The sequence below is a fragment of the Nocardioides sp. Soil_C_8 genome (assembly GCF_057656315.1).
This window is the reverse complement of sequence record NZ_JBDGKQ010000001.1, coordinates 1,495,357-1,515,248: the sequence shown is the minus strand read 5'-3', so window position 1 is coordinate 1,515,248 and position 19,892 is coordinate 1,495,357. Positions and strand designations below refer to the sequence as shown.

Sequence of the window (19,892 nt, the reverse complement as noted above, 5' to 3'; positions counted from 1 at the left end):
GGCGGTGGTCCAGCCGTCGGCCACCAGTCACGCCGCAGCCATGGCCACCGGCGGCGTACGGCGGTAACTTTCGGCGCACGCCCGTGCTCGTGCCGAGCCCGGGCGGGAAGGAGCGACCGTGGCCGCCGTCCGTCGAGTACGAGACCTTGCCCGTGCCGCCCTGCCCCGCAGCGTGGGGGAGCGCCTCCCGGCCGCGCCGCCGGAGGAGGTCACCCAGCTGCTCCACGACACGCGCTTCCAGCGCGCGGTCGCCGCGGCGGCCGACGAGCAGGGCCGCGACGAGGGGGAGGTCTGGTCGGAGGTCACGGGCTACCTCCACGAGATGGCCGCCGCTCACGACGACCGCACCGCCCAGGGGTGGGCGCGTCTGGGCGACTGGTTCCTGAGGGCGTACGACGTCCTGGTCGACGAGGACGACATGCAGGCGCTGCGGCGCCTCGACCGCTCCCACAGCCTGGCCCTCGCGTTCAGCCACCGGTCCTACCTCGACGGGATGGTCATCCCGAACGCCCTGTCGTCGCGGCGCTTCTCGCCGACCTACACCTTCGGCGGCGCCAACCTCAACCTGCCGGTGATCGGCACGGTGGCCAGTCGCACCGGCCTCATCTTCATCCGCCGGGCCACGCAGGAGATCCCGGTCTACCGGCTCGCACTGCGCTCCTACATCCGGCAGATGGTCACGAACAAGCGCAACCTCGCGTGGTCGATCGAGGGCGGCCGCACCCGCACCGGCAAGCTGCGCCCGCCGGTCCACGGCATCCTCAAGTACCTCGCCGACACGGTGGAGGGCGAGGACGAGGGCGGGGAGGCGCCCGACGTGCAGGTGGTGCCGCTGTCGGTGGTCTACGACCAGCTGCACGAGGTGTCGCTGATGACCGAGGAGGCGCGCGGGGCCAAGAAGACGCCCGAGGACTGGCGCTGGCTGGTGCGCTTCGCCCGGCTGCAGCGCAACCGGCTCGGCCGGGCCTACCTGACCGTCGGCGAGCCGTTCTCCCTGCGCGAGCGGATGGCCGAGCTCGCCGCTGAGGGCGTCACCGGCCACCAGGCGGTCGAGCGGGTCGCGCTCGACATCTCCCACCGGCTCAACCGGGCCACGCCCGTCACCACCACCGCGATCGTCTCGCTCGCCCTCCTCGGCGCCGACCGCGCGTTGACCGTCGAGGAGGTCCTCGACACGGTCGAGCCGCTCGCCGCCTACATCGACGCCCGCCAGTGGCCCGTCGCAGGTGCTGCCGACCTCCGGGACCGCTCGACGATCCGTCGGGCGCTGGCCGACCTGACCCGCAGCGGCGTGCTGACGGCGTACGACCGGGGCACCGAGCCGGTCTGGAAGATCGGCGACGACCAGCACCTGGTCGCCGCGTTCTACCGCAACACCGTCATCCACATCCTCGTCGAGCGCGCCATCGGCGAGCTCGCGCTGCTCACCGTCAGCGAGCTCGAGCCGGGCGCGGAGCTGCCGCCCGGTGGCGAGCTGCAGGTGGGCTGGGAGGAGGCGAAGCGGATGCGCGACCTGCTGAAGTTCGAGTTCTTCTTCCCCTCGCGCGCCGGCTTCGAGGACGACCTGCGCACCGAGCTGCGGCTGCTGGTCGGCGAGGGCATCAGCGAGATGACGCCGACCAAGGCCCGCGAGCTGCTCGTCGGCGCGCGCCCGCACCTCGCGCACCTGGTGCTGCGGCCGTTCCTCGACGCCTACCTCGTGGTCGCCGACCGGCTGGCCGACCGCGGTGACGGCCCGGTCGACGAGGCCGACCTGCTCGCCGACTCGCTGGCCGTCGGCCAGCAGTGGGCGCTGCAGCGGCGGGTCGCCAGCGAGGAGTCCGTCTCGCTCGAGCTGTTCCGCACCGCGCTGGCGCTCGCCCGCCACAAGGGCCTGCTCGAGGGCGGCGAGGGCGTCGGGTCCGCGCGCGAGGCGTTCGCCGCCGAGCTGCGCGACTCCGTGCGGCGGGTCAACATCATCGGCGAGATCGCGGGCGACACCACGACGGTGGGCCACCCCGCGCCCCAGCCCAGCTCAGTGTCCGACCAGGAGCGCGTGTGAACGGGCTGTCCACCGCGGTCACCGACGCCATCACGGCGATCGAGGCCGGACCGCAGGGGCCGTCGGTCGCCGCGTTCTTCGACCTCGACGGCACCCTCGTCGCCGGTTACACCGCCGCCACGTTCTACGGCGACCGCCTCAAGGGCCGCGACGTCTCGCCCGCTGAGTTCCTCCGCACGGTCGTCACCGCGGTGGACGGCGAGCTCGGCGGCGACCCGACCCGCATCGCCCACGTCGCGTTCGCGGCGATGCGCGGCGAGTCGGAGGAGGCCTTCGCCGACCTCGGCGAGCGGCTCTTCCGGTCCAAGATCGCCGGCACCATCCGCCGCGAGTCCCGCGCGCTCGTGATGGCCCACCAGCGGGCCGGCCACACCGTCGCGGTCGCCTCGGCCGCCACGAAGTACCAGATCGCCCCCGTCGCCCGCGACCTCGGCGTCGAGCACCTGGTGTGCACCCGGCTGGTCGTCGAGGACGGACAGTTCACCGGCGCCACCGACGGCCCGATGCTGTGGGGGCGCCACAAGGCCAGCGGCGTCCGCGCCTTCGCGCGCGAGCACGGGATCGACCTCTCCCGGTCCTACGCCTACGGCAACGGCTACGAGGACGTCGCCTTCCTGTCGTCGGTCGGCAACCCCACCGCCCTCAACCCGCACCGCGACCTGCGCGCCGCGGCCGCGCGCCTCGGCTGGCCGGTGCTCGACCTCAGCGACCCGGTCGGAGGCTCGCTGCTAGCCGCCGGTCGTACGGCGGCCGCGCTCGCCGGCATGAACGCCGGCGTCGGCCTCGGCCTGGCCTACGGTCTGGCGCGCGGCGACCTGCGCGAGGGCCGCAACACCGCGATCCGCCTCGCCACCCACCTGCCGATGGCCCTGGCGGGGGTCTCGATGGACGTGCTCCACCAGGAGCGGCTCTGGACCCACCGCCCCGCGATCTTCGTCGCCAACCACCAGAGCTCGCTCGACATCCCCGTCCTCGGCCGGCTGCTCGAGCGCGACTTCACCATCGTCGCCAAGAAGGAGGCGCGCTGGGACCCGCGCGCCGTGGTCGGCTCGGTCGTGATCGACCCGGCGTGGATCGACCGCTCCGACTCGGAGTCCGCCCGCGCGACGCTCGACGGCGTCGTCGACCGGATCCGCTCCGGGACGTCGCTGATGATCTTCCCGGAGGGCACCCGCTCGGCGACGCCGGTGCTCGGGCCGTTCCGCAAGGGCGCCTTCCACCTCGCGGCGCAGGCCGGTGTTCCCGTGGTGCCGGTCGTGCTGCGCAACACCGGTGAGCTGATGCGACGCAGCTCGCTGGTGCTCAACCCCGGCGTCGTGGACGTGTGCGTGCTGGAGCCCGAGACTGACTGGAGCGTGGACGACATGAGCGAGCGCATCGCGGCGCTGCGCACGAAGTTCGAGGAGACCCTCGCGAGGTGGCCCCAGTGAGCACCGAGGAGGACGTCGAGCGCTGGGTCGGTGCGGCGGGGTGGTCGTCCGCACCTGACCTGACGCCGATGCAGACGCTGCTGTGGCGCGCGGAGCGCCACCCGGTGCAGTCCTCGACCTCGACCGTCGTGATCGACCTCGACCAGGCGCCGGACTGGGACCGCTTCGTCGCCGCGACCGAGTGGGGCACCCGGCTCGTACGCCGCCTGCGCCAGCGCGTCGTCGAGCCGGTCGTGCCGACGGCCGCGCCGACGTGGGCCGACGACCCGACCTTCGACCTCGGCTACCACCTCCGCCGCGAACGGGTCGCCGACCGCGAGGAGATGCTCGTCCACGCCGCCCAGATCGCGCTGCGACCCTTCGACCGCACCCGCCCGCTCTGGGAGGGGGTGCTCTTCGAGGGCATGCCGGACGGGGCGGCGTACGTCCTCAAGATCCACCACGCGCTCGCCGACCCCCTCGGCACGGTGCAGCTGCTGTCGATGCTCCAGTCCGGACGGCGCGCCCACACCCCGCGCAAGCCGCTGGGCGAGGAGGCCGAGGCACCGGTGGAGCCCGACCCGGTCGACCTCGCCGTCAGCGGGCTGCGCACCGGCGTCGCCTCGTTGCCCGAGGTGGCGGTGGCGACCGTGCGCCGCGTCGGGCGCGCGGTCGTGCGGCCGCAGGTGGTCGCCGGCTCGACCCTGCGCTACGGCGCGTCCGTGCGTCGGCTGCTCACGCAGGCCGCACGACCGTCCCCGGAGCTGTCGCCGCGCACCGGTCGCATGTGGTCGTTCCTCACGCTGGACGCGCCCCTCGAGCAGGTGCGCACGGTCGCCCGGCTCGGCGGCGGCACGCTCGACGACGCCGCCGTGGCGCTGGTGCTCGGCGGGTTGCGCCGCTACCACGCCCGCCGCGGCAGCACGGTCGGCGAGCTCCCCGTCGGGGTGCGCGTCTCGCTCGACCGGGCCGACGACCTCGGCAACCGGTTCGCCGGGGCGTTGATCTCCGGGCCGATGTCCATCGAGGACCCGGTCGACCGGGTCGCCGCCGTGCGCGGGGAGGTCCTGTCGCTCCACACCGAGCGCGCCCTCGAGGTGCTCGACGCCGCGGCGCCCCTGCTCAACCGGATGCCGTCGTTCGTCGGGGCGTCCGCCCTCCGCACGGCCGAGGCCCCCGACGCCTTCGTCCTCACCCTGCCGGGACCCCCGCGCCGGCGCTACATGGCCGGCGCCGAGGTCCAGGGGATGTACGTCCTCGGGCCGCTGCCCGGCGCCGCGCTGACCGTCTGCCTGGTGACCTGCGGCGACACCGCCTGCATCGGCGTCAACGTCGACGCGAGCGCGGTCGCCGACCTGGCGGGGCTGGCCGACTGCCTCGCCGAGGAGGTCGCGGCCTTCACGGGTTGAGCGGGTTGGGCGGTCCGTGAGCCACATTCGGGCGCCGCGGAATGTGGCTGGGACACCGCTCGGCGACACATCAGTCGGTCGGACCGACGTAGCAGAGCATCCGGTAGTCGACCCCGTCCTCGATGTTGACGAAGCCGTGCCGCTCGTAGAAGCGGCGGGTGTCGACGTCGACCTCGTCGACGTTGATGTGCATCTCGGGGGCCCCGAGGTCGCGCACGAGGCGCCGGCACAGGGCGAGGACCTGGGTGCCGATCCCGCCGGAGCGGAGCCGGGGTACGACGTAGAGCTCCTCGAGCTGCGCGACCGGGCCGTCGAACCAGATGGCCGGGCGCAGGCTCACCAGGGCGAACCCCACCGCCTCGTTCTCGTCCTCGGCGAGCACCGCGACGATCTCGGGCAGCACCAGGAGCCGGCCGAACCGCGCGGTCAGGACGTCGGCGTCGTCGGTCTCGGTCTCGAACTCGGTGTTGAAGTCCCAGAGCATCCGGCCCAGCACGGCCGCGTCCCCGGGGGTGGCGCGGCGGACGGTGGTCACCGGAGCCCGGCCGAGCGGTGGCCGGCGAAGAAGCCGTCGAGGAGCGTGGTGGACTCGGCGGCCAGCACCCCGGCGACGACCTCGGGACGGTGGTTGAGCCGACGGTCGCGCACGACGTCCCACAGCGAGCCGACGGCGCCCAGCTTGTCGTCGTACGCCCCGAAGACGAGGCGGTCGACCCGGGAGAGCACCACCGCGCCGGCACACATCGTGCAGGGCTCGAGCGTGACGACGAGGGTGCACCCGGTGAGGCGCCACTCGCCGCGGGCGGCCGCGGCGGCGCGGATCGCGACGACCTCGGCGTGGCCGGTGGGGTCGTGGTGGGACTCGCGGGTGTTGTGTCCCGTGGCGACGACCGCGCCGGACGCGTCGAGGACGACGGCGCCGACCGGTACGTCGTCCGCCTCCAGCGCAGCCCGCGCCTCGGTCAGGGCCAGGCGCATCGCGCCGTCCCAGGGTCCCGGGGCGGTCATGAGGGGGTGCTCATGCCGAGGTGAGGCCGACCGCGTCGTCGAAGAGCTCGCCGAACCCGAGACGGCGGGCGATCTCGGAGAGCATCTCGTCAGGGTAGAGCTCGACGTCGTCGAGGAGGGCGCCGAGATCGATGGCGTGGAGCCCGAGGTCGTCGAGCAGGCCGAGGTCGCCGGCCGGCACCTCGACGTCGTCGTCCTCCGGCGGCGGCAGGCCGAGGAAGTCGATGACCGACTGGGCCAGCTCCCACTCGTCGGCGGCGGTGACGTCGGAGAGCAGCACGCGCGTGCTGGGGCCGGAGACCCGCACGACCACGAAGAAGTCCTCGTCGACGGCGACCATCCCCACCGCGCCGTCACCGCGCGCGACCTGGCGCAGGGCGTGGCTGAGGGAGTCGACGGAGTCGAAGGCGGGCGCGGCGATCTCCTGCACCTGCCACGTCCCGTCGTCGCGGAACGCGGCCAGCGCGAAGTCGACCTCGCCGGTCTGCTCGGACATCCCCAGTACCTCCCTCATCCAATGTCGCAGAAAGGATGGGGACCGCCAACCCTCTCCGGCACCTCGATCGGCCAGCGGGCTCCCCACTAGGGTGAGCCCCATGCGCCTGCACGTGGTGAACCACCCGCTCGTCTCCCACAAGCTCACCGTCCTGCGCGACGAGTACACGGACTCGCCGACGTTCCGTCGGCTGACCGACGAGCTGGTGACCCTCCTCGCCTACGAGGCGACCCGCGAGGTGCGCGTCGACCCGCGGCCGATCACCACGCCCGTCGGTCCGACGACCGGGGTCTACCTCGCCCAGCCGAAGCCGATGGTCGTCCCGATCCTTCGCGCCGGGCTCGGCATGCTCGACGGGATGATGCGCCTGCTGCCGACCGCGGAGGTGGGCTTCCTCGGGATGGTCCGCAACGAGGAGACCCTCGAGGCCTCGACCTACGCCGAGCGGCTCCCCGAGGACCTCTCGGGCCGCCAGTGCTACGTGCTGGACCCGATGCTCGCGACCGGCGGCACGCTCGCCGCGGCGGTCCGCTTCCTCACCGACCGGGGCGCCGACGACATCACCGCCATCTGCCTGCTCGCAGCGCCCGAGGGTGTCGACAACCTCGAGAAGGGCCTCGCCGGCCTCGACGTGCCGGTCACGGTGGTCACCGCCGCGCTCGACGAGAAGCTCAACGACAAGGGCTACATCGTCCCCGGCCTCGGCGACGCCGGCGACCGCCTCTACGGCGTCGCTCACTGACCGACACCGGTCCTCAGAGGTCGACCACCAGCGCCCGGTGGTCGGAGAGCGGCAGCTCCACCACCCTGCCCGCGGCAGGCGGAAGGTCGCCGTCGGCCAGGACGTGGTCGAGCTGCGCGCGAGGAGTGTGGGCAGGAAACGTCAGGCCCGACACGAGCGGACGCATCCGCGCGATGCGTGACGCGCGGTCAGGCCCCATGTTGAGGTCGCCCATCAGCACGAACGGCCGGTCGGCGCCCGACAGCGAGTCACGCACCCGCGCGAGCTGGCGCCCGTTCCACCACTCGACGAACGTCAGGTGCACGTTGGCCACCGTGACGACGCCGTGCGGCGTCTCCACCGTGGCGGCGACGGCCACCCGGGGCTCGTCGCGGACGAGCTCGGGCCGTCGCGATCCCCGGAACTTCATCGGGAACCGCACCGGCACCGGGCCGAGCCGGACCGTGTGCCAGGCGCGGACGGGGTACCGCGACAGCAGCGCGATGCCGTACGCCGCGCTGTCGGGCTGCTCGTCTCCCACTGCCGCCATCCAGGTGGCGCCGGGAACGCCGCTGAGCGCCGCCACGAACCGGTGCTCGGGCGCACCCATCGCCTCGGCGGCGAGCGCGGTGAGGTCGGCGTCGGACGAGCGGGCCTGGTAGCGGTCCACCTCCTGCAGCGCGAGCACGTCGGCGTCGAGCGAGGCGATCGCGGCGGAGAAGCGGTCGAGGTCGACCCGGTCGTCGGCCTGCGACCGGCCGTGCAGGATGTTGAAGGTGGCCAGGCGCACGGGGTCCCGGTGCCCGTGGCGGGTGAAGTCATGCGCGTTGGGTACTTCGTGTCATGCCGGTTGCTCCGTCGCCCGAGTCGCAGGACTCCCTGCGGGAGGCTCTGAAGCGCGTCGCCGTCGTGCTCAAGGAGGGCGGCGTCCCGTTCGCCCTGACCGGCGGGTACGCCGTGTGGGCGCGGGGCGGTCCCGAGTCGGTCCACGACGTGGACTTCCTGGTCGCGGCCGAGGACGCCGACCGTGCCGCCGAGGTCCTCGAGGCCGGCGGCGTGGAGGTGGTGCACCCTCCCGAGGACTGGTTGTTCAAGGCGTTCAGCGACGGAGCCATGGTCGACCTCATCCACCGCCACTCGGGCGGTCCCGCGCAGCGCGCGCTCGTGGAGGACGCCGACGTCCTCGAGGTGCTGTCCGTGGAGATGCCGGTGCTCTCCGCGACGGAGGTGCTCGTGCAGAAGATGCTGGCGCTCGACGAGCACTACTGCGACTTCGGCGCCATGATCCCGGTCGTGCGGGCCCTCCGCGAGCAGGTCGACTTCGGCCGGGTGCGGGAGGAGACCGCCGACAGCCCGTTCGCCGCGGCACTGCTGTTCCTGCTCGAGCGGCTCGACGTGGTGCCTCCGGCCTAGCCGCGCCCCGATGTGGTCCACGCCACATGAGACGACGGTGTGGGCGCGGCCTATTCGGTACGTTGTGCGCGGCCCGACCTTCCAGCCGCCCGTCCGGCCACATCAGGAGGCAGCAGTGCGCATCGGCATCCCCCGTGAGTCCCGGCCCGGAGAGACGCTGGTCGCCGCCACGGCGAAGACGGCGTCCCAGCTCGCCGCGCTCGGGTACGACGTCGTGGTGGAGCAGGGTGCCGGCGAGGCGGCCGACCAGCCCGACGTGGCCTTCACCGACGCGGGCGTGGAGGTGGTCCCGGCGGACGAGGTGTGGGCCAGCGACGTCGTCGTGAAGGTCAACGCACCGACCGACGACGAGATCGGCCGGCTGCGCCACGGCGCCACGGTCATCGGGCTGATGGCGCCCGCCCGCAGCCCCGAGCTGGTCGAGCGGCTCAGCGCGGCCGGTGTCACGGCGCTGGCGATGGACGCCGTGCCGCGCATCTCCCGCGCGCAGTCGATGGACGTGCTGTCGTCGATGGCCAACGTCGCGGGCTACCGCGCGGTGATCGAGGCGGCCCACGAGTTCGGGCGCCTCTTCACCGGGCAGGTCACGGCTGCGGGCAAGGTGCCGCCGGCCCGCGTCTTCGTCGTCGGCGCCGGCGTCGCCGGGCTGGCCGCGATCGGTGCGGCGGGCTCGCTGGGCGCGGTCGTGCGGGCCTTCGACGTACGGCCCGAGGTCGCCGAGCAGGTCGAGTCGATGGGCGCCGAGTTCGTCACCGTCGACATGGAGCAGGAGGTCTCCTCCGACGGCTACGCCAAGGAGATGACCGCCGAGCAGGAGGCGGCCACTGCCGCGATGTACGACGAGGAGGCGCGCGCCGCCGACATCGTCATCACCACCGCGCTGATCCCCGGCCGTCCCGCGCCGCAGCTCATCACCGCGGAGACGGTCGCCGCGATGAGGCCCGGCTCGGTCGTCGTCGACATGGCTGCCGCCAACGGGGGCAACGTCGCCGCGACCGTCAAGGACGAGAAGGTCGTCACCGCCAACGGCGTCACCGTCCTGGGCTGGACCGACCTCGCCGGCCGGCTGGCCGCACAGACCAGCCAGCTCTACGGCACCAACATCGTCAACCTGGTCACGCTGCTCACGCCCGGGAAGGACGGCGTGCTCACGCTCGACACCGACGACGTCATCCAGCGCGGCATCGCGGTCACCCTCGTCGGCCAGGTGATGTGGCCGCCGCCACCGGTGCAGGTGTCGGCCGCACCGGCGAGCCCGGCGCCCGCGGCCGTCGCGAAGGAGCCGGCGGCCGAGAAGGTGCCGCCCGACCCGCGCCGCAGGCTGTACGCCGCCGGGCTCGCGGCCGTGCTCTTCCTCGCGCTCGCGACGGCGGCGCCGGCGAGCTTCCTGCCCAGCCTGACCGTCTTCGTGCTCGCGGTGGTGATCGGCTTCTACGTCATCGGCAACGTGCACCACGCGCTGCACACCCCGCTGATGAGCGTGACCAACGCGATCAGCGGGATCATCGTGGTCGGGGCGATCCTCCAGGCCCCGATCGACAACGTCGCGATCCAGGTGATCGCGGGGGTCGCCATCCTGCTCGCCAGCATCAACGTCTTCGGTGGCTTCCTCGTCACCCGGCGGATGCTCAACATGTTCCAGAAGGGCTGAGCGGGTGGAATCGAACGTGGTCTCCTTCGTCACCGGCGCCTACATCCTCGCCGCGCTCCTGTTCATCCTCGCGCTCGCCGGCCTGTCCAGGCACGAGACGGCTCGCCGAGGCAACGTGTTCGGCATGGCCGGCATGGCCCTCGCCGTCGTCGCCACGCTGCTGCTCGTCCTCGACTACCTCACCGACGACCTCATCGTCGACAAGACGCCGATCGTGGTCGGGCTCGTCATCATCCTCGTCGCCGGCACGGTGGGCGCGACGATCGGCATCCGGCTGGCCCGTGGCGTCGAGATGACCGGCATGCCCGAGCTGATCGCGATGATGCACAGCTTCGTCGGCCTCGCGGCCGTGCTCGTCGGCTACAACACCTTCATCGAGGTCGCCTCCGCCCACAGCGAGGTGGGGCTGGAGTCCGACGCGGTGCACAACGCCGAGGTCTTCCTCGGCGTCTTCATCGGCGCGGTGACCTTCACCGGCTCCGTCGTGGCCAACCTCAAGCTGAGCGCCCGGATGAGGTCGGCACCGCTGGTGCTGCCCGGGCGCCACCTGCTCAACCTGGCCATCCTCGTGGTGTCGGCCGTGCTGATGGTGTGGTTCATGCAGACCGACGGCTGGGTCGGGATGGCGCCGCTGGCGATCATGACCGTCCTCGCGCTCGTGCTCGGCTTCCACCTCGTCGCGGCCATCGGCGGCGGCGACATGCCCGTGGTCGTGTCGATGCTCAACAGCTACTCGGGATGGGCCGCGGCCGCGGCGGGCTTCATGCTCGGCAACGACCTGCTGATCGTCACCGGCGCCCTCGTCGGCTCGTCGGGTGCGATCCTCAGCTACATCATGTGCAAGGCGATGAACCGCTCGTTCGTGAGCGTCATCGCCGGCGGCTTCGGCTCCGACGGCGCCGTGTCCGGTGAGGCCCGCGACTACGGCGAGCACCGCGAGATCCAGGCCGGCGACGTCGCCGACCTGCTCGCGCACGCGTCCTCGGTCGTGATCACCCCCGGCTACGGCATGGCCGTCGCGCAGGCGCAGTACCCCGTCGCGGAGATGACGAAGAAGCTGCGCGAGAGGGGTGTCGACGTCCGCTTCGGCATCCACCCCGTCGCGGGTCGCCTGCCCGGCCACATGAACGTGCTGCTCGCCGAGGCGAAGGTGCCGTACGACATCGTGCTCGAGATGGACGAGATCAACGACGACTTCCCGGACACCGACGTCGTCCTCGTCATCGGCGCCAACGACACGGTCAACCCGGCCGCGCTCGAGGAGCCGGGCTCACCGATCGCCGGGATGCCCGTGCTCGAGGTCTGGAACGCGCGCGACGTGATCGTCTTCAAGCGGTCGATGGCCACCGGCTACGCCGGCGTGCAGAACCCGCTCTTCTTCAAGGACAACACCCAGATGCTCTTCGGTGACGCCAAGGACAAGGTCAACGAGATCGTCGCCGCCCTTTCCGCCGAGGAGCTCGCGCGACGGTAGTCACCCGGCTCCGGTGCGTGCCTCGAGCGCTCGCAGCACGGCGACCATGTCGGCGCGGCCGTGCCCCAGCTCCTCGGCCTCCGCGAACAGGTCGCGGCACGTCTCGAGGACGGGCGAGGAGACGCCGGCACGACTGGCGGCCTCGGCGATCAGCCGGCTGTTGTAGTGCACGTCGCTGATCGATGCCTGCACCCCGAAGTCGCCCTCCACCAGCTTGTCCAGCTTGATCCGGGAGACGCTGCTGGCCATCGGTCCCGAGTCCAGGACCGAGCGGAAGACCTCCAGGTCCAGGCCGTTGCTCTCGGCGAAGTGGAACGCCTCCGCCAGCCCGGTGACCTGCGTGATGAGGAAGAGGTTGACGGCCAGCTTCATCCGGGTCGCGTTCGGGACCTCACCGCACCTCACAGTGGTGGCGCACACCGGCGCGAGCAGGGGGAGGACCGCGTCGGCGGCTGCGTCCGGGCCCGCCACCATCCCCACGAGCTGACCGGCCTCCGCGGGGCGGCGCGAGCCCGACACCGGCGCCTCGACGTAGCGACCGCCCGCCGCCACGGTCTCCTCGGACAGGCCTGCGGAGTACGACGCCGCCGTCGTGCCCATGTGGACGAGCGTGCGGCCGGCCACCATCTCGGCGAAGCGCGGCGTCCCGCGCTCGAGCACCTCGTCGAGCACCGAGCCGTTGGCCAGCATGAGGAACACGGTGCGCGAGTCGTGCAGCACGTGGGCCGGACTGCGGGCGACCGTGGCGCCGGCCTCGGCCACCAGCTCGGCCTTGTCGCGGGACCGGTTCCAGACCAGCAGGGGCGTGCCCGCGCGAGCCATGTTGAGGGCCATGGGAAGGCCCATGTTCCCGAGCCCGATGAATCCGACAGCCATCCGCGCCTCCTGCGACTCGTGCACCGCCGCTCCCCGACGGCACCGCTCACTCGCTCGACCCGACCGATCCGTGCTCCAGCGTGCCGTCGGCCGCGGTGGCGGGCCAGCGGGGATCCGGTCAGGCGTCGCCGGATTGGCGCCACGACGTCGTACCGAGGTCAGGGGGACGCCCCCAAGCGGTCAGCGCCGCCCGGGTCAGCCGACCGTCGTGCCCGCGAGCATGCCGATCAGGTAGGTCACGCCCATCGCGAGCAGGCCACCGGACACGTTGCGCACGACGGCCGGCAGGCGCGGGCTGTAGCCGATGCGGGCACTGACGAACCCGGTGAGCGCCAGTGCCGCGACGACGCTCAGGACGGTCACCAGCACCCGGACGCCGTCGGGGACGAACGCGACGACCAGCAACGGCAGCAGCGCGCCGATGGTGAAGGCGAGCATCGACGCCCACGCGGCGTGCCACGGGTTGGTCAGGTTGTCGGGGTCGATGCCGAACTCGATGTCGGCGTGGGCGCGCAGCGCGTCGTGCTCGGTGAGCTCGCGGGCGACCTTCTCGGCCGTCTCCGGCGAGAGGCCCTTCTCGACGTACATCGCGGCGAGCTCGCGCTCCTCTGTCTGCGGCATCTGGCGCAGCTCCGCGGCCTCGAGGTCGAGGATCGACTTCTCGGAGTCGCGCTGGGTGCTGACCGAGACGTACTCGCCGGCGCCCATGCTCAGGGCGCCCGCGGTGAGTGCCGCGATGCCGGCGATCACGATCGCGCCGCTGTCGTCGGTGGCACCGGCCACGCCCATCACGACACCCGCGGTGGAGACGATGCCGTCGTTGGCACCGAGCACCGCGGCCCGCAGCCAGTTGAGCCGCGCGCCGACGTCGTCCCCGAGGTCCTCGTGGAAGTGCCTGGGGTCCTCGTCGGTGCCGATCTCAAGACTCATGCACGTACTCGCTTCGCTCCGTGCGCGCATGAGGCACTGGGGAGGCTGTGTTGGATGGCTCGCTCCGCTTGCTCACGTCCTCGATCGTCGCTCGCAGCCGGGGGGCGCGCAACGAAGGTGAGGCTTGGCTGCGTGGCCTACGACGTCAGCCCAGCGCGTACGTCCCGACGACCTCGTGGCGTGGTCGGCGGCGGGCACCCTCGCCGAGGTACGACGCCACGAGCGCGACCTCGTCGAGGTCCCACCCGGGGCCCTCGTAGCCGTCGAGGAGCCGCGCCCACGACGTCACGTTGTCGGGGTGTCCGAGTCGGGCGAGGGTGAGGTGCGCGCGGAAGCGCTGACCGTCGACCCGGGCGCCGGCCTTCGCCAGCGCCGTACGACAGCCGGTCGCGAGCCGGTCGAGCTCGGTGCGGCCGGCCTCGTCGGTGTCGAGCCGCGCGAAGAGCACCCGCGCCCGGTCGGGGTGCGGGAAGGCGCCGCCGCCGGCCAGCCGCAGCCGGACCGGCCGGCGCTTCCCCGCCGCGCGCTCGAGGCGCGCGTCGAGGTCGTCGAGCGACCGGTCGGGCACGTCCTCCGCGAACGCGAGGGTGAGGTGCCACTGCTCCGGCACCGTCCAGCGGTACGCCGCGGCCTCGCGCCGGACCGACAGGAACTCGTCCAGGTGGGCGACGGCCTCCTCCGGCGGCACCGCCGCCACGAACATCCGCGTCATGGTCAGAGACCGAGGTCGCGCCCGATCAGCATCTTCATGATCTCGTTGGAGCCCGCCCAGATCTTGGTCACGCGGGCGTCGCGCCAGGCGCGGGCGACGCGGTACTCGTTCATGTAGCCGTAGCCGCCGTGCACCTGCACGCAGTGGTCGAGCACGTCGTTCTGCAGCTGCGAGGTCCACCACTTCGCCTTGGCGGCGTCGACCGGCGTCAGCTCCCTCTTGGTGTGCGCGACCACGCACGCGTCGACGAACGCCTGGGTGACGTCGACGCGGGTGACGAGGTCGGCGAGCAGGAACTGGGTGTTCTGGAACGAGCCGATGGGCTGGCCGAACGCCTGACGGTCCTTGGCGTACTGCACCGTCTCCTCGAGGATCTGCGTGGCGTGGGCGAGGTTGGTGATCGCCGAGCCGAGGCGCTCCTGCGGGAGGAACTGCATCATCGAGATGAACCCGGTGTCGAGGGGGCCGACGAGGTCGTCGTTGCTGACCCGCACGTCCTCGAAGGAGAGCTCGGCGGTGTCGGAGTCGTCCTGGCCGACCTTGTCGAGCACGCGGCCGACGCTGAAGCCCCCGAGGGTGGTGTCGACGGCGAAGAGCGAGATGCCCTTGGCCTTCTTCTCCGGGCTGGTGCGGGCGGCGACGAGCACGATGTCGGCAGAGCCGCCGTTGGTGATGAAGGTCTTGGAGCCGTTGATCACCCAGTCGTCGCCGTCGCGCACCGCGGTGGTGCGGAGGTTCGCGAGGTCGGAGCCGCCGCCGGGCTCGGTCATGCCGATCGCGGTGACGATCTCGCCGGTCGCGCACCGCGGGAGCCAGCGGGCCTTCTGGTCGTCGTTCGTCAGGTGCACGAGGTAGGGCACCGTGATGTCGGCGTGGATGCCCACGCAGCTCGGCAGGGTCATGTTGACCTTGGCGAGCTCCTCGGTGAGCACGGCGTTGAAGCGGTAGTCGCCGGCCTCGGAGCCGCCGAACGCCTCCGGGATCTCGAGGCCGAGGAAGCCCTGCTTGCCGGCGGCGAGCCAGAAGTCGCGGTCGAGGCCGTGGTTGTCGGCGTACGTCTCGAGGTGCGGGGTGACCTCACGGTCCAGGAACTGCTTGACCGAGGCGCGGAAGGCCTCGTGGTCCTCGTCGTAGATCTCACGCTTCATACGGCTATGTTACCCGCGAGTCACCAAGCCGCGCCCATCACCCGGAAGAGGGTCCGGGACGACCGGATTCGAAGTAACGTCGCGGTCGTCGGGCTCGGGACAGGTGGCGGGAGCGGTGATGAACGACGACGGGCTGTGGGTACGCCCGAGGGGACGTGCGTGGGGCAACGAGGCCCAGCGCGCGGTGCTGCACGCGATCGCGGAGGACGTCGCGAAGCGCACGCACCACAAGGTCGTGGCGATCGAGGCGCTGCGTCCCGACGGATACCTCGAGTTCGTGGCGATCGCCGGTGACGAGGCCGCGCGCGACAAGATGCTCGGCCAGGCCTCGCCGCTCGACCTCGACCACATCCACCGGCTCGGCCTCGAGATGGCCGGCTGGTGGCACATCCCGAACGAGCGGCTCGACGACGCGACCCGCGCCTGGCTGGACGAGTTCGGCCACCGCCCCGACGTGCCCGCGTCGGGCCTGCCCGGCGGTTGGGACCCCGACGACCAGATGGTGCGCCTGCTGCACAACGAGGACGGCGAGCTGCGCGGGCTGCTCTACCTCGACGAGCCGCTGACCGGGCTGCGTCCGACGCAGGAGAGCGTGGCGGCCATCAACGCCGAGGCCGGGGTCCTGTTCGAGGCCGTCATCAGCATCGTCGAGCGCGAGCTCTACGGCGAGCAGGTGCGGATGGTCACCCAGGCGCGGCGCGCGATCGAGAGCGTACGACCGGGGCTGGGCGTGCAGGACCTCCTGAGCGGGCTGTCGCGCGCGATGGTCGAGGCGATGGACGTGGCGACCGTCGACGTCATCGCGGTCGGGTCGGAGGTGTCCGGCCTGGAGGAGGACCGGCGCCACGTGTCCGAGCTGATGCGGGCGCAGTGGTCTCGGCGCGGCCACGTCGTCGTCGAGCGCCAGCGGACGTGGAGCATGCAGGAGGACTCCATCGAGACCCCGCCCTCGCTCACGCGCCTGCTCGACACGTACGGCCTCGGGTCGGGGCTGCTGGTGCCGATCGGCGCGGGCGAGGAGTACCTCGGCACGCTGTCGATGGGCCGGGTCCCCGACGCACCGCGCTGGAACGCCTCCGAGATCAACGCCGCGACGACGGTCGCCTCCGACCTCGCGCGGCTGCTGCTGGAGGCCCGGCTGGTCGAGCGCGAGCGGGCGCTCAACGCCGAGCTCCGCGACGTCAGCGACTACCGCCGCGACATGGTCCTCACACTCGCCCACGAGCTGCGCAACCCCGTCAGCGTGCTGTTCTCCCACCTCGAGCTGCTGGGCCTGGACACGCACTCCGAGGAGTCGAGCCAGTCGCTCGAGGCGCTCGACCGGGCGGCGCGGCGCATCGAGGACATGGTGGCGGACCTGATGACTCTGGCCACGGTCAGCGACCCCGACCGCGGCGCCCCGATGGGCGAGGTCGACCTGACCGCGCTGGTGCGGGAGACGAGCGACTTCCTCGCCCCCACCGCGGCACGGGCCGGGGTCGAGGTGGAGATCGTCGTGGCCGACGACCTCGTGGTGACGGGTGAGGAGGCCGGGCTGCAGCGGATGGTCTCCAACCTGCTCGCCAACGGCGTGAAGTACACCCCCGAGGGGGGCCGGGTCGCGATGGACGTCTCGCGCCGGGCGGTGGACGGGGTCGACGGCGTGCTGGTCACCTGCGTCGACACCGGAATCGGGATCGCGGCCGGCGAGGTCGACAAGGTGTTCACCCCCTTCTTCCGCTCGAGCAGCCCGGAGGCACGCAAGCGCCCCGGCACTGGCCTCGGCCTCGCGATCATCGAGCGGGTGGTGACCGGTCACGACGGGACGGTCGCCGTCGACTCGCGGCTCGGTGAGGGCACGACCTTCACGGTCTGGCTGCCGGTCGGGGGCCCGCAGGCACCCCGCTGACGCTGCCTCGAGCGGCAACAGTTCGTCCACAGCGTGGGCCACAACCACCGAAAACGGTCCGGCGGTCCCTGATGCCCGCCTACGATCCAGATGCCGGTGGGGAGGGCGAGGACGCCATGGAGCAGGTGCGGACAGGGGAGCGCAGGACGCGTGACCTCAGCTGGGGCGACGCGCGGGCGCGCGCGCTCATGCACGCCCTCGCCCGCGACGCCGCCAGCCGTGCGGGCTTCCGCGTCTGCGCCATCGAGGTGGTCCGGCCCAAGGGCCTGCTCGAGTTCGTCGCGATCCACGGCGACCCGACCAGCGCCGAGGAGCGCCTCGGCACCGCGTCGCGCCTGTCCGACATGCAGCTCGTCTTCGGCCAGGGCGAGGACCACGGACACTTCCTCTGGATCCCGTACGAGAACCTCACCGAGGAGATCCGCGAGCGCATCGACGGCGTCGTCGTCGTCCCCGAGATCGCCGGCACGGGGGCGCCGGGCGAGTGGCACCCGATGGACATGCTCGTCGCCCGGATCGCCGACGAGCGCGGCGACCTGCGCGCCCTCCTCTACCTCGACGTGCCGGACGACCGGTCCCGGCCCGACGACGCCCGGCTGCGCGAGATCGGCGACGAGCTCGCCACGATCCTGCGCTCGGTCCTCACGGTCGTGGAGCGCGAGGAGTACGCCGACCACATGCGGGTCATCCGGGCGACCCGGCGGCTCGCGCGCTCGAACCCCGCCCGCCACGACGTCAACCACCTGCTGCGGGAGGCCCGCACGACCCTGCTCGGGGCGCTGTCCCTCGACGAGCTGGAGATCCGGGTCTTCCTCGACGAGGGCGTCGACACCCCTGACAGCCTGGACCTGAAGATGGCGCCCGACGTGCGTCGCGCCCTCGACGAGGCCGCCGCGCGCGCGTGGGCCCACCAGCGGGTGCTCATCATCGAGCCCGGGCACGTCTGGGGCGACCCCGGGCTCGCGACGTACGCCGACTGGTTCACCACCGCGCTCGACAAGGCCGGCTACGAGGCGATCGTCGTCGCGCCCGTCGGTGTCGACGACGAGGTGCTCGGCATGCTGATGTGCGCGCGACGCACGGGCTCGCGCCGCTGGACCGACGGCGAGGGGGTCGCGGCGCTCGAGCTCGGCCACGACCTCGGCCGCGCGATCGCCAACGCCCGCGCGACGCAGCGCGAGCGCCACCTGCTCGAGGAGCTGCGCGAGCTGGAGGTGGCGCGGCACTGGTTCCTCCGCGAGCTCACCCACGAGATCAACAACCCGATGACGGTGATCGCGGCCAACGCCGAGTTCCTCGCGTCCAGCGAGACCATCGACGAGCGCGACCAGCGGCGGGCCCAGGCCATCCTGCGCGCCAGCGAGCGGCTGGGCGACCTGCTCCAAGGCCTGTCGATGCTGTCGCAGGTGAGCGACCCGCAGCAGCCGCCGGCCATGCAGCAGGTCGACCTGGTGCCGGTCGTCGAGGAGACGCTCGCGGCGATGACCGCGGTCGCCGAGCGCTCGGGCATCACGCTCCACCTCGTCGGCGACGTCGACGAGGCCGTCGTCCAGGGCGACCCGCGCGAGATTGCCAGCGCCGTCTCCAACCTCGTCGACAACGCCGTGAAGTACTCCGACGCCGGTCACGAGGTGTGGCTCGGCGTCGAGCGCCGGCCCGACGGCGGGCTGTCCTTCGTCTGCGACGACGAGGGGCTCGGCATCTCCGAGGCCGACCAGGCCAACCTCTTCGCCCCGCTGTTCCGCTCGACCAACGAGGCGGCGCTGGTGCGGCCCGGCACGGGCCTGGGCCTGGGCATCGTCCGGGAGATCATGCACCGCCACGGCGGCAGCATCGAGGTCGAGTCGACGCTGGGCCGCGGCACGCGGGTCCGCCTCCACTTCCGGCCGTTCGTGCCCCGGCCGGCGTGAGGTCCGGCCCGAGGGCCTGAGTGCCTGAGTGCCTGAGGAGCTGCTCAGGAGCGCAGGACGTCCTTCGGGGAGGGCGCCTCGACCTCCACGTCCCGGCCGAACTCCGAGAACGCCAGCGTGCCGCCGTCCTGGGTGGACGTCGACTCCATCCTCACGACGTGGTGCGGCGCCTCGCTGCGCACCCAGACCATCTCGTCGTGCGCACCGCCCGGTGACGCGGTGAGCTGGACGACGGTCTGCCCGTCGAGGCTGCTCTCCTCGCCGACGGTGGCCGGGACGGCGTCGCGGTCGCCGCCCTTCTCTCCGCCCTTCTCTCCGCCCTTCTCGTCGAGGTCGACGACCTCGAAGGCCCGCAGCAGCGCATCGAAGTCGCAGAGCGACGTGGCCTCCTTGCCCTTCAGCGGCAGCCACGAACGGCTGAGGCGCTGGAGCGCGGTCCGGGGCAGCGCACCGCCCCCGAGGCGGTGGAAGGCACTGGCCTCGCCCCGCACCCACGCGCGGTCGCCGATGCGGCGTACGTCGAGGTGGCTGCCGCCGATCCGGAGGGTCCCGGTGCACCGGTCCTCGCGGTCCAGGCTGAGGTCGACGAAGTACTGCTCGCCCTGGTCGCGCACCTGGCCGGTCAGGCGCAGGCTCGACACGCCTTGCATCGCCTCGCCGGCGGCGGCGACGATCGCCTCGCCGTCCTGCTTGGCGAAGTCGCTGGTGGTGAGGTCGGCGTACACGCTGCAGCCGCTGACGGCAGCAGCCAGCATGACGGCCGTCGCCGCGCCACGGATCGTTCGCATGGGTGTCCCCTCGTCCTG

Annotated in this window: 18 protein-coding genes; 9 read left to right on the top strand and 9 right to left on the bottom strand. The window is 72.5% G+C overall.

Going from position 1 to position 19,892, the window contains the following annotated elements:
- Positions 1-118 precede the first annotated feature (118 nt).
- From AC3A3L_RS07420 to AC3A3L_RS07410, 3 genes are read left to right on the top strand one after another with little or no spacing between them, the layout of a single operon-like run.
- Entirely contained in the window at positions 119-2,041 is a 1,923-nt protein-coding gene (locus AC3A3L_RS07420) for a lysophospholipid acyltransferase (RefSeq protein ID WP_487639360.1), read from the top strand.
- The gene (locus tag AC3A3L_RS07415) at positions 2,038-3,471 is read left to right on the top strand and encodes an HAD-IB family hydrolase (protein ID WP_487639359.1); all 1,434 of its coding nucleotides are present in this window, start codon (positions 2,038-2,040) and stop codon (positions 3,469-3,471) included. The genes AC3A3L_RS07420 and AC3A3L_RS07415 overlap by 4 nt, the downstream gene beginning before the upstream one ends.
- On the top strand, positions 3,468-4,859 hold the full coding sequence (locus AC3A3L_RS07410; RefSeq protein ID WP_487639358.1) for a wax ester/triacylglycerol synthase domain-containing protein: 1,392 nt from the start codon (positions 3,468-3,470) through the stop codon (positions 4,857-4,859). The genes AC3A3L_RS07415 and AC3A3L_RS07410 overlap by 4 nt, the downstream gene beginning before the upstream one ends.
- Before the next feature lie 70 nt (positions 4,860-4,929).
- Here the strand turns inward: AC3A3L_RS07410 and AC3A3L_RS07405 are convergent, their stop codons facing one another.
- The 3 genes from AC3A3L_RS07405 to AC3A3L_RS07395 are packed head-to-tail and all read right to left on the bottom strand — an operon-like array spanning position 4,930 to position 6,363.
- Complete coding sequence (locus AC3A3L_RS07405) at positions 4,930-5,394, bottom strand: GNAT family N-acetyltransferase (RefSeq protein WP_487639357.1); 465 nt, start codon at positions 5,392-5,394, stop codon at positions 4,930-4,932.
- The gene (gene tadA / locus AC3A3L_RS07400) at positions 5,391-5,867 is read right to left on the bottom strand and encodes a tRNA adenosine(34) deaminase TadA (protein ID WP_487639356.1); all 477 of its coding nucleotides are present in this window, start codon (positions 5,865-5,867) and stop codon (positions 5,391-5,393) included. The genes AC3A3L_RS07405 and tadA overlap by 4 nt, the downstream gene beginning before the upstream one ends.
- Before the next feature lie 10 nt (positions 5,868-5,877).
- Entirely contained in the window at positions 5,878-6,363 is a 486-nt protein-coding gene (locus AC3A3L_RS07395; protein WP_487639355.1) for a tRNA adenosine deaminase-associated protein, read from the bottom strand.
- A gap of 100 nt (positions 6,364-6,463) precedes the next feature.
- Between AC3A3L_RS07395 and upp the strand changes: the two genes are divergently transcribed.
- A complete protein-coding gene (gene upp, locus AC3A3L_RS07390) occupies positions 6,464-7,105 on the top strand; it encodes a uracil phosphoribosyltransferase (protein WP_268112952.1) in 642 nt (213 codons plus the stop codon).
- 13 nt (positions 7,106-7,118) lie between these two features.
- Here upp and AC3A3L_RS07385 read toward each other — a convergent pair whose 3' ends face one another.
- A complete protein-coding gene (locus AC3A3L_RS07385; protein WP_487639354.1) occupies positions 7,119-7,874 on the bottom strand; it encodes an endonuclease/exonuclease/phosphatase family protein in 756 nt (251 codons plus the stop codon).
- A 53-nt stretch (positions 7,875-7,927) separates the two neighbouring features.
- Between AC3A3L_RS07385 and AC3A3L_RS07380 the strand changes: the two genes are divergently transcribed.
- The 3 genes from AC3A3L_RS07380 to pntB all read left to right on the top strand — a co-directional run bounded on the left by AC3A3L_RS07380 (position 7,928) and on the right by pntB (position 11,622).
- A complete protein-coding gene (locus tag AC3A3L_RS07380) occupies positions 7,928-8,497 on the top strand; it encodes a nucleotidyltransferase family protein (RefSeq protein WP_487639353.1) in 570 nt (189 codons plus the stop codon).
- A 115-nt stretch (positions 8,498-8,612) separates the two neighbouring features.
- Positions 8,613-10,148, top strand: a complete 1,536-nt coding sequence (locus AC3A3L_RS07375; RefSeq protein WP_487639352.1) for a Re/Si-specific NAD(P)(+) transhydrogenase subunit alpha — start codon at positions 8,613-8,615, stop codon at positions 10,146-10,148.
- 4 nt (positions 10,149-10,152) lie between these two features.
- A complete protein-coding gene (gene pntB, locus AC3A3L_RS07370; protein WP_487639351.1) occupies positions 10,153-11,622 on the top strand; it encodes a Re/Si-specific NAD(P)(+) transhydrogenase subunit beta in 1,470 nt (489 codons plus the stop codon).
- Here the strand turns inward: pntB and AC3A3L_RS07365 are convergent, their stop codons facing one another.
- The 4 genes from AC3A3L_RS07365 to AC3A3L_RS07350 form a co-directional block, all read right to left on the bottom strand.
- Entirely contained in the window at positions 11,623-12,498 is an 876-nt protein-coding gene (locus AC3A3L_RS07365) for an NAD(P)-dependent oxidoreductase (RefSeq protein WP_487639350.1), read from the bottom strand.
- Between the two features lie 195 nt (positions 12,499-12,693).
- Positions 12,694-13,428, bottom strand: a complete 735-nt coding sequence (locus AC3A3L_RS07360; protein WP_487639349.1) for a VIT1/CCC1 transporter family protein — start codon at positions 13,426-13,428, stop codon at positions 12,694-12,696.
- 145 nt (positions 13,429-13,573) lie between these two features.
- Positions 13,574-14,140 (bottom strand): RNA 2',3'-cyclic phosphodiesterase, encoded by a 567-nt coding sequence (thpR, locus tag AC3A3L_RS07355; protein WP_487639348.1) that lies wholly within the window; start codon positions 14,138-14,140, stop codon positions 13,574-13,576.
- Between the two features lie 2 nt (positions 14,141-14,142).
- Positions 14,143-15,288, bottom strand: a complete 1,146-nt coding sequence (locus AC3A3L_RS07350; protein ID WP_487639347.1) for an acyl-CoA dehydrogenase family protein — start codon at positions 15,286-15,288, stop codon at positions 14,143-14,145.
- 118 nt (positions 15,289-15,406) lie between these two features.
- Between AC3A3L_RS07350 and AC3A3L_RS07345 the strand changes: the two genes are divergently transcribed.
- On the top strand, positions 15,407-17,176 hold the full coding sequence (locus AC3A3L_RS07345) for a sensor histidine kinase (RefSeq protein WP_487639346.1): 1,770 nt from the start codon (positions 15,407-15,409) through the stop codon (positions 17,174-17,176).
- Between the two features lie 71 nt (positions 17,177-17,247).
- Positions 17,248-19,086 carry a sensor histidine kinase gene (locus AC3A3L_RS07340; RefSeq protein WP_487639345.1) on the top strand — a complete coding sequence of 613 codons (1,839 nt, stop codon included), beginning with the start codon at positions 17,248-17,250 and terminating at the stop codon, positions 19,084-19,086.
- 44 nt (positions 19,087-19,130) lie between these two features.
- On the opposite strand, the gene AC3A3L_RS07335 is transcribed toward AC3A3L_RS07340, so the two are convergent.
- A complete protein-coding gene (locus AC3A3L_RS07335; protein ID WP_487639344.1) occupies positions 19,131-19,874 on the bottom strand; it encodes a hypothetical protein in 744 nt (247 codons plus the stop codon).
- Positions 19,875-19,892 lie beyond the last annotated feature (18 nt).